Below are 9,864 nucleotides of genomic sequence, written 5' to 3'. Positions count from 1 at the left end.
TGCCACCTGGTCGGCAGCTTCGTAAGTTAATGTTCCCGATTTTGAAACAATACCAATTCTTCCTTTTTTAAAAATAAAACCGGGCATAATGCCCACTTTACATTCGTCGGCAGTAATTACGCCGGGACAGTTGGGCCCTATCAATCTTGTATTTTTTCCCTGTAAAAAATTTTTCACTTTCACCATATCCTGTACGGGGATGCCTTCGGTAATACACACCACCAAAGCAATGCCTGCATCGGTAGCTTCCATAATGGCATCGGCTGCAAAAGCCGGCGGTACAAAAATTATACTTACGTCGGCACCGGTAGTTTTTACCGCATCGGCCACGGTATTAAAAACCGGTTTATCCAAATGTGCAGTGCCACCTTTGCCGGGTGTAACGCCACCTACCAGTTGCGTACCGTATTCAATCATTTGCGTGGCATGAAATGTACCTTCTGTACCGGTAAAACCCTGTACAATTATTTTAGAATTTTTGTTTACAAGAACTGACATGAAGTAATAAATAATTAATAATGAAAAATTTTTATTGATTGCCGCAAAGATAGGGCAGATGCGTTATTGGAAAAAAGGATATTTTGGTTACGGGCTGAGGGTTAATAATTGGACATTTGAGGCGACGCTCCGTTCAGCTGCATATCTATGGGGAACTTTTATTGCAGCGGAGGATTGAGGATTTAAGTATATTTGAGTAATAAAAAATAATTAAATGAAAGAAGCTATTCAGTTAGACATAACTTATGACCAGGTGCTTTCTTTGGTACGAAAATTACCTGTTCAGCAAAAAATTAAGCTAAGTAAAGATCTGGAGAAAGAAGGTATTAATTCTAAGCTGGGAGAAATATTAAAATCTTTCAAAACAAACGAGTTGAGCCTGGAAACAATAAACAAGGAAGTAGAAATTGTCAGACAAAAATTCTATGAAAGAAAAAAGCATTAAGGTAATATTCGACACCAATGTTTGGATCAGCTTTCTTATAGGTAAAAAGCTTGCAATTATAAAAGATTACATCAGTAATGGTGAAATTAAAATAATTGTTACGCATCAATTGATAGCAGAAATAAAAGACGTTACCGGCAGACAAGGGATAAAAAAATATTTTCCTTCACAATCTGTTACCGATCTTATTAATTTACTTAATGCCATTGCAATAATGGTTGATATTGAACCAACGCATTTTGATTGTAAAGATCCCAAAGACAATTTTTTACTTGATCTTATTGACTACTCCCAAGCAGATTATTTAGTAACAGGCGATAAGTTTCTATTAGAATTAAATCCATTTATGAGTGCTGCTATTTTAAAACCAGCCGAGTTTGAAAGTGTTTTAAGATAAAAGGAGGAGAAAAATTAATTTATACTTATCACATCTAATGAGGACTATTAAATTTGTCGGTTATTTACTTTATCGCTATTACTCAAAAGGTTCAAGAGCTAATATTCCTTATTTCAGTGCAATTTGTTCAATGACACTTCTTGGATATATGCATCTGGTGCAAATACTTATTTTACTTAACTCAGTTGATTTTATTCCTGTTAATTTCAATGATAACAATTTTGCAAAAAGATTAATCATGTTTTTCTTAATGTTGCCTTTATACTTTTTAATGTCAAACTTATTTAGGAAAAAAGATATTGGAATGTTAAAAGCGAAATATGATTATAATTGGGATAAGGTTTTTTCAGGTAACGTACGGCTGGTTATTTACAAAATACTATCGATTAGCCTGATATTTGTATTATTATTTTTAAAAAAGTGACTAAGATATTTTATGTAATAATAGTCAACAAATAGTATAACAACCTCACTTCAACAACTCATCCATATTCCTGTCGTCACTAATTTTCCCTTTCGCTTCCAGCATACGCATATCTTTTGCATCCTGCAAAAATTCGCTGGCAAAAATAAAACTGTTCAGGCGTTCGCTTTTGCTAAATATGATTTCTTTGTTATTGCCAGCCCATTCTTTTTGTCCTTCAAACATGTACAAAATATTTTCACCAATTTCCATTACACTGTTCATGTCGTGGGTATTAATAACAGTGGTCATGTTGAACTCTTTGGTAATATCCATGATCAATTTATCAATTACCATACTGGTTTGAGGGTCGAGGCCGGAGTTGGGCTCATCGCAAAATAAATATTTAGGGTTTAGTACAATGGCACGGGCAATACCCACACGTTTTTTCATACCACCGCTTAGCTCAGCAGGGTATTTTTTATTTACATCTTTAAGGTTCACCCTTTCTAAAACTTCATTTACCCGTTGCAGTTTTTCGTTAAAATGTTTTTTGGTAAACATGTCTAACGGAAACATAATATTTTGTTCCACCGTCATACTGTCAAATAAAGCTGAGCCCTGGAACAGCATTCCAATTTGCTGGCGCAATTCTTTTCTCGATTCTTCGGTCATATCGGTAAAGCTTACACCATCGTACACAATTTCTCCTTCATCGGGTTCAAACAAACCCACCAAACATTTTTGCAAAACTGTTTTACCACTGCCGCTGGTACCAATAATTAAATTGCACATACCGGTTTGCATTACATGACTCACATCATTTAATACCACCTTATCCCCGAAAGATTTTTTTATGTTTTTAAATTCGATCATTAGGTTTGAATTACCTCACCCCAACTCCTCTCCAGGGGAGAGGGAACTTGAAGATGGCGGTTTTTAAATTCATCAATTTATAGATTTTACAAAACATAATCTTCGCTAAAATCTTCTCCATTTACTCCTTTAGGGGATAGGGGCTACAAAAACAACGCCGCCAAAAGATAATCCGCAAACAAAATCATTATACAGCTTACCACCACACTTTTTGTACTGCTGCGGCCAATTTCTAAAGCACCCCCTTTTACATAATAGCCATAGTAAGATGGAATGCTGCTCAGTATAAATGAAAACGTAATAGCTTTATACATAGCAAACCTTACATTAAAGGGCATAAAATTTTCTATCAATCCCCTGTCGAATGTATCAGTAGATAAAATGCCTGATGCAGTGCCTGCTAAACGGCCACCCCAAATACCCAGCGCCATTGATAAAATAACCAATAGCGGGATGGTAATAAATGAAGCTAATATTTTAGGCATTATTAAGTAGGATTTGGTATTGATGCCCATTATTTCCAATGCATCAATTTGTTCGCTTACCCTCATATTGCCCAGTTCGCTGGCAATTTTACTGCCGATAACACCTGCTAAAACTATACAAACTAAAGTGGGTGCAAATTCTAAAATAACCGTATCCCTTACAATTTGTGCAATGGTACTTTTTGGAATAATCGGGCTTACTAACTGATACGCCGTTTGCACTGCACTAACCGCACCCATAAAAACAGAAATGATAACCACAATGCCTAATGAACCAATGCCAATCTCCACACACTGGTGCATAAATTCTTTCCAGTACATACGCATGTTTTCGGGTTTGGTAAACATACCCTTAATCATTAAAATGTAGCGGCCAAAATGGGTGAAAAAATTCATTCGCAGTTTATTGTTTTTTTATTTTTTATTGCGGCAAAGATAGATTTGATTTTAATATCTTTTAAATAATTGTAAACGTTGAAAACTTAAAAAATCTTACATCATACATCCGAAATCATACATTATAAATCGTGGCTGGTTTTTCTAAACCTTTTCCACCATTTACTTTTATTTACTACCGCCTGTGTGTCGGTTTTACTTTTCATTTGTGCATCTACCACGGCAATCAGCACCATGTTAAAAATGGCACGGATGCTGCTGCCCAATTGTAAAACATGCACCGGTTTTTTTAAGCCTAATAAAATAGGGCCAATAGAATCGGCACCACCAATTTCCTGTAATAAATTGTACGCAATATTACCTGCAGCAAGATTAGGAAAAATTAACGTGTTGGTTTCGCCTTCTATCAATTCGGTAAAAGGATAATTATCTTTTAAAATTTCTTTATTAAATGCCATAATGCCCTGCACCTCGCCATCACAAATTAATTCGGGGTCTTTTTGTTTTACGATAGCCCTTGCACGCCGGACTAATTTTGCTTCTTCACCTTCGCTGCTGCCAAAGTTAGAATAACTGAGCATGGCAATACGGGGCTTAATATTAAATTGTTTTACTTCCTTAGCCACCAATAAAGTTATCTCTGCCAGTTCTTCAGCAGTGGGATTAAAATTAATAGTAGTATCGGCTAAAAATAGTGGTCCACGTTTGGTAAACATGATGTACATGCCTGCAATTTTTTCAACACCATCTTCTGTACCAATTACCTGCAGTGCAGGTTTGATAGTATCAGGATAATTTCTGCTCAGCCCGCTGATCATACAATCTGCTTCGCCGGTTTCTACCAGCATACAACCAAAATAGTTGCGGTCTTTCATAGCTTTAAAAGCCTCGTATTTATTTACACCACGGCGCTGGCGCTTTGCAAAAAATTTATCACCATATTGTTTACGCAATTCTTCATGCTTATCATCTTTCGGGTTTAAAATCGGCATGCCTTCCAAATCAATTCCATTATCCAATGCTAATTTTAAAATGCGGTTTTCATCACCCAGTAAAATAGGATAAGCCACACCTTCTTCCTGCACCAATTGTGCAACTTTTAAAATTTTTAAATTTTCTGCATCTGCAAACACCACTCTCTTCGGATCTTTACGTGCCTTGTTACCAATAACACGGCTTAATTGATTATCTAATCCTAACCGTTTATTTAATTCCAATTCATACGCAGGCCAATCTGTAATAGGATATTTTGCAACACCGCTTTCCATTGCTGCTTTGGCAACTGCAGGCGCAACAGTTGATAATAATCTTGGGTCAACTGGTTTTGGAATTATATAATCGGGCCCGAATGAAATTGTTTTTTCGTTGTAAGCAAGGTTAACCAGATCAGGTACAGGTGTTTTGGTAAGATTGGCTAAAGCTTTTACAGCAGCTAATTTCATGGCTTCGTTAATAGTAGTGGCCCTTACATCCAAAGCCCCACGAAAAATATAGGGAAACCCTAAAACATTATTTACCTGGTTGGGATAATCACTTCTGCCCGTAGCCATAATAATATCCTTACGGGCAGCTGTAGCCGCTTCGTAACTAATTTCCGGATCGGGGTTTGCCATTGCAAAAACAATGGGATGTTTTGCCATACTCTTTACCATTTCTGCACTAACTGTATTGCCGGCACTTAAACCAATAAATACATCAGCATCTTTAAATGCTTTGGCTAAATCGTAATCTTTGTATTTGATGTCGGCACAAAAATCCTCTTTCATTGCTTCCACATCGGGGCGGCCTTTGTATAAAATACCCTGCCGGTCAAACACCATAAAGTTTTCGTGCTTTGCACCCAGGCTTTCGTATAATTTTATGCAGGCCATAGCTGCTGCACCAGCGCCATTTACCACAAAACGAACTTTTTCAATTTTCTTTTTTTGAATTTCCAAAGCATTCAGCAAAGCAGCAGCACTAATAATTGCAGTACCATGCTGGTCATCATGCATGATGGGAATTTTGCAGCGTTTTTTTAATTCCTGCTCAATGTAAAAACATTCGGGTGCCTTTATATCTTCTAAATTAATACCACCAAAAGTGGGCTCTAAAGCCTGCACTATCTGTACAAATTTTTCCGGATCGGTTTCGTTTAATATCAAAAACATCAATGTCGGCAAATATTTTAAACAATACACCCTTACCTTCCATCACCGGCTTGCCGGCTTCAGGGCCAATATTACCCAAGCCTAAAACGGCAGTACCATTACTGATTACGCCTACTAAATTTCCCTTGGCGGTGTATTTATAAACGTCTTCGGGGTTAGCAGCAATTTCTAAACAGGGCGCTGCCACACCGGGTGAATACGCTAAGGAAAGATCTCTTTGTGTTTTGGCTTCTTTGGTAGGCACTACTTCAATTTTGCCCGGCCTGCCTTTGGAGTGATATTCTAATGCCTGTTGTTTACGTAGTTCTTCTTTTTGCATAATTGTATTTTGCATAATTGCCTTTGGCAATAAATTTTTTGTAGCCAGCCGATGTTCTATGATTAAGCTTCATTGGCGTCGCACTCTTCAACTAATTAATTCTATTGAACTTTGAGCATGCAATTTAGTGAAATACTAATAGAGAAAATTTATATAATTCAGGCAAAAAGCTTAAAAATTGCAGGGAGGGAGTTTTGTTTATTATTTTAAAAATAGCTTTAGTCTAAGTGATATTTTTTTATTCACCCTGTATTTTTTCTTCTTTTACAATATTTAAATCATTTGCTGATTAATTTAAAATTATAAAAACTCCAAAAAATATTCGCAACTTTATACCGCACTTTATTTTTAAAAATTGGGCTTATGAAAAAAACTCTTTTTCTTTTGCTTTCCATCTTTCTTTTGTATCCCGTTTTTTCTCAGGACAGCCAAAGGGATACAGTGCATACTGTTTTAAAACAAAATAAAGGGGTAAAAAAAATAGCGGTTATTGCCACCCCTGCTGTTCCTGAATTATCACTGGCATTGCAAAAACCAATAACAACGCAAAAAAGAGTTGATATTCTCTACGAAATAGCAGCAAAGTATTCAAGCAAACTTAAAATTGATTCGGCACTTTTTTATGCGCAAAAAATAAAATTGCTTTCAGATAGCACAGGCTATGAAGCAGGGCTTGGCAAATATTATCTTGCCAGGGGCAGTGCTTTATTTTTCCGGAATAAAGGCGATGAAGTAAAACTAAACCTTCAGCAGGCAATTGCATTGTTTACCAAATACAAAAACAATCATTTTCTTGGTTGGAGTTATCACCAGTTGGCAAAGCAGCTTGCAATGACAACCGATTATCCCGGTGCTCAAAACTATTACCGCCAGGCTATTCCACTTATTGCAGCTTCCGGTGATGTGAACAGGCTACAGTTTGCTGTTCATAATTTTGGCTGCAACTTTTTTTTAACGTTAGAGCTTGATAGCTCAGTTTATTATCTCTCCTGGGCGCTAAAGCTGGCTGAGCAACTACAAAACGAATCAAAAATATTCAATTCTGCATCTATGCTTGGGACGGTATATCTTAGGTCAGATAATATCAAAGATGCAGAACAAACATTAAGTTTTGCACTGGCTATTCAACTGCCCCCATCTGGTGATAAAGTACAACTGCTGGGGACACTGGCTGATTATGCAGAGGTACTGATTTTACAAGACAAGTATGAAGCCGCCACAAAAGCAATAAAGGAATATGATAAACTCAATACTTTATTAGGTATTGTATCCGGGAAGGTGACAGAAAAAAAACTGAAAGGTATTTTAACATACCGGCAGGGAAATAATGAAGCGGCCCTTCATTATTTGCAGGAGGCATATCAATTAAAAATTGATGATAAATTATTTTCGCATAATATAATGAGCATTGCCATCAACCTTGGTAAAACAGAATTGAAAATGAACCAGGTGGACAGTGCTATTGTTCACTTCCGGCTTGTGAAAAATCTGGCAGCACAAGCTAATTATATAGCGTATACCCTTGATGCAAACATGTTATTGGCAGAAGCTTTTCAGCAAAGTAAACAAATGGATTCTGCCTATCATTATTTCAAATATTACTCCCACCTCCGGGATTCTATCCTCACTTTTAAAAAAGAAAGAACCGTGATGGAACTTAGTGCAAAGTATGATGCAGAAAAACGGGAGCAACAAATAAAAAACCTGCAAACCGAACAACAGGTGTATGATTATCAGTTGATGCTGAAAAACAAAACGATTGAGCAGCAGCAATTGGTTGGATTAAAAAATGCCCAGCAACTTACCCTGTTAACACAACTATCGGAAATAAGCAGACTACAGGCATCGGAAAAAAACCTGGCGCTGCAAAACAGGGAAAAAGAATTTATAAAAAAACAAAATGAACTGGAACTGGTGCAAAAAGAAAAACAATTGCAATCGGTACTGGCGGCAAAACAAATACAGCAAAAAAAACTTCTCGTTATTATTACCGGGGCTATTTTATTATTTGTTTTATTTGGTGCCTACCGGTACCGGCAAAACAAACAATTGAGCAGGCGGCTGTCACAATCACTTACAGATTTAAAACTGGCACAGGAGCAAATAATAAAAACCGAAAAAGAAAAAGAATCGGAAAATATCCGGGTCAGCATCAGCCGGGATATACATGATGAGGTAGGTGCTACCCTCAGTGGTGTTGCCCTTTTCAGCGAAATAGCAAAAGAAAAAGTGCTGCAGCACAGGCAAAAGGATGCCATGGAATACCTGGAACATATCTCCACTAACTCAAAGGAAATGGTGGAAAAAATAAGCGATATAGTATGGGCCATCAATCCGGATAATGACAGCTTTGAACGAATTACGGAAAAACTCAGGGCTTACACGTTGAATTTATGTGCCGGCAAGGGCATCCGCTTAAATTTTCAGGTAGATGAGGCGATAAACAAGTTAATTCCCGGTATGCAGGTACGAAGGAATATCTATCTCTTCAGTAAAGAAGCAATTAATAATGCAGTAAAATATTCCGGGTGCAAAGAATTATTATTTTCATTGCAACAGCTTAACGAATACAGTTTGCTGAAAATAAACGATAATGGAAAAGGGTTTGACCCCGGTACTGTTGTTAAAGGCAACGGACTTAAAAATTTACAAACAAGGGCGAATGACCTGCAGGCTGATTTTGAAGTGAACAGCCACCCCGGGCAGGGAACAAGTATAAAACTCCATTTTAATTTTCACCCAAACGGGGGACAGGCAGTGTGAGAATAATTTAAGTTATTTATAAAAATAAATTAGTGGCAATACGGATTATAATATTTGAAGACAATAAGCTGATGCGGAATGGCTTTGAAGCTATCTGCAACGGCACTGAAGGCCTAATCTGCTGCGGCGCTTTTGCCGACAGTTTTGAATTGGATTTTAAAATAAAAAAAACAAACCCACAGGTAATCCTTATGGATATTGAAATGCCGGGCATAGATGGTATAACAGCCACCGGCTATATAACAAAAAAATGGCCCGATTTAAAAATACTCATACAAACAGTATTTGAAGATGATGATAAGATTTTTAAAGCCATCTGTGCCGGGGCGTCGGGTTATATTCTCAAATCCACTTCACCGGCACGGCTTGTAGAGTCTGTTCATGAAGTTTATAATGGAGGCTCGCCCATGAGCCCTTACATAGCAAGCCGGGTATTAAAACTCTTTCAGCAGTTTGCCCCAATTGAGCAGCAGGAGGGTAAAGACTGCAGCCTGACCAGCCGGGAAAAAGAAATTCTTTTATTGATGGTGGAAGGAAACCAACAGCAGCATATTGCGGATAAAATTTTTATTTCTTATGAAACGGTACGTACTCATATAAAGCGTATCTACAAAAAACTCCATGTGGCTTCAGCCTCCGAAGCAGTAGCCAAAGCCATCCGGCAGCGTATTATCTGATCAGCCCATTCCTGGTTTTAATTCCCAAAAAATCACCCATAGAGGGGACAATCAGTCTCATCGTGTATTTGCAACTTCATGGTATTATTTTAGGAAATTTTAAAATTGATTTATGAGGAAAAAATCTCATTTTATTGGCCTGAGTTTTAGCGGAGGCGGAGTACTTACGGCTTGTCTCTTGTGCCTTGTTACACTTAGCCTGCCAATAGGTGCATTCTCTCAAAACATCGGCATCGGCACTACTTTGCCCAACGAAAAACTTCATGTTGCAGGTAATATAAAAGCAGATACAGTAAAACCTAATGCCATAAAACTTGCACCAAATGCAGGTACAGGAAAAATTTTAACCAGCGATGCTGCAGTCAATTCTAACTGGCAGCAGCTTAATGCCAGCGGTAGTGTGGGCTTTGGCCCCTGGGGCGATTGCAGTACAAATGCTATAAGCGAATACACCC

At 37.6% G+C, this 9,864-nt stretch carries 10 protein-coding genes; 5 read left to right on the top strand and 5 right to left on the bottom strand.

Going from position 1 to position 9,864, the window contains the following annotated elements:
* The coding region (locus tag ACY65O_RS20220) for a succinate--CoA ligase subunit alpha (RefSeq protein WP_462222668.1) at nt 1-498 on the bottom strand (498 nt) is incomplete at its 3' end.
* Between the two features lie 214 nt (nt 499-712).
* Between ACY65O_RS20220 and vap15 the strand changes: the two genes are divergently transcribed.
* The gene (gene vap15, locus ACY65O_RS20215) at nt 713-943 is read left to right on the top strand and encodes a type II toxin-antitoxin system VapB15 family antitoxin (protein WP_462222667.1); all 231 of its coding nucleotides are present in this window, start codon (nt 713-715) and stop codon (nt 941-943) included.
* Nucleotides 924-1,340: a putative toxin-antitoxin system toxin component, PIN family gene (locus tag ACY65O_RS20210; RefSeq protein ID WP_462222666.1), complete on the top strand. Its 417-nt coding sequence runs from the start codon at nt 924-926 to the stop codon at nt 1,338-1,340. Before vap15 ends, ACY65O_RS20210 begins: the two co-directional genes overlap by 20 nt.
* A gap of 469 nt (nt 1,341-1,809) precedes the next feature.
* Here the strand turns inward: ACY65O_RS20210 and ACY65O_RS20205 are convergent, their stop codons facing one another.
* From ACY65O_RS20205 to ACY65O_RS20190, 4 genes are all read right to left on the bottom strand, one after another.
* Complete coding sequence (locus tag ACY65O_RS20205) at nt 1,810-2,619, bottom strand: ABC transporter ATP-binding protein (protein WP_462222665.1); 810 nt, start codon at nt 2,617-2,619, stop codon at nt 1,810-1,812.
* A gap of 143 nt (nt 2,620-2,762) precedes the next feature.
* The gene (locus tag ACY65O_RS20200; RefSeq protein WP_462222664.1) at nt 2,763-3,500 is read right to left on the bottom strand and encodes an MlaE family ABC transporter permease; all 738 of its coding nucleotides are present in this window, start codon (nt 3,498-3,500) and stop codon (nt 2,763-2,765) included.
* A gap of 122 nt (nt 3,501-3,622) precedes the next feature.
* Nucleotides 3,623-5,650, bottom strand: a complete 2,028-nt coding sequence (locus ACY65O_RS20195; RefSeq protein ID WP_462222663.1) for an NADP-dependent malic enzyme — start codon at nt 5,648-5,650, stop codon at nt 3,623-3,625.
* A complete protein-coding gene (locus ACY65O_RS20190) occupies nt 5,568-5,969 on the bottom strand; it encodes a hypothetical protein (RefSeq protein ID WP_462222662.1) in 402 nt (133 codons plus the stop codon). The genes ACY65O_RS20195 and ACY65O_RS20190 overlap by 83 nt, the downstream gene beginning before the upstream one ends.
* 363 nt (nt 5,970-6,332) lie before the next feature.
* On the opposite strand from ACY65O_RS20190, the gene ACY65O_RS20185 reads away from it, so the two are divergent.
* From ACY65O_RS20185 to ACY65O_RS20175, 3 genes are all read left to right on the top strand, one after another.
* Complete coding sequence (locus ACY65O_RS20185; protein WP_462222661.1) at nt 6,333-8,732, top strand: histidine kinase; 2,400 nt, start codon at nt 6,333-6,335, stop codon at nt 8,730-8,732.
* A gap of 32 nt (nt 8,733-8,764) precedes the next feature.
* Nucleotides 8,765-9,409 carry a response regulator gene (locus tag ACY65O_RS20180; protein ID WP_462222660.1) on the top strand — a complete coding sequence of 215 codons (645 nt, stop codon included), beginning with the start codon at nt 8,765-8,767 and terminating at the stop codon, nt 9,407-9,409.
* A 112-nt stretch (nt 9,410-9,521) separates the two neighbouring features.
* A partial coding sequence (locus ACY65O_RS20175) for a hypothetical protein (RefSeq protein WP_462222659.1) occupies nt 9,522-9,864 on the top strand: 343 nt, incomplete at its 3' end.

The sequence above is a fragment of the Ferruginibacter sp. genome (assembly GCF_031430955.1).
Lineage (GTDB): Bacteria > Bacteroidota > Bacteroidia > Chitinophagales > Chitinophagaceae > Ferruginibacter.
The sequence above is the reverse complement of the archived record's forward strand: the minus strand, read 5'-3'. Positions and strand labels throughout refer to the sequence as shown.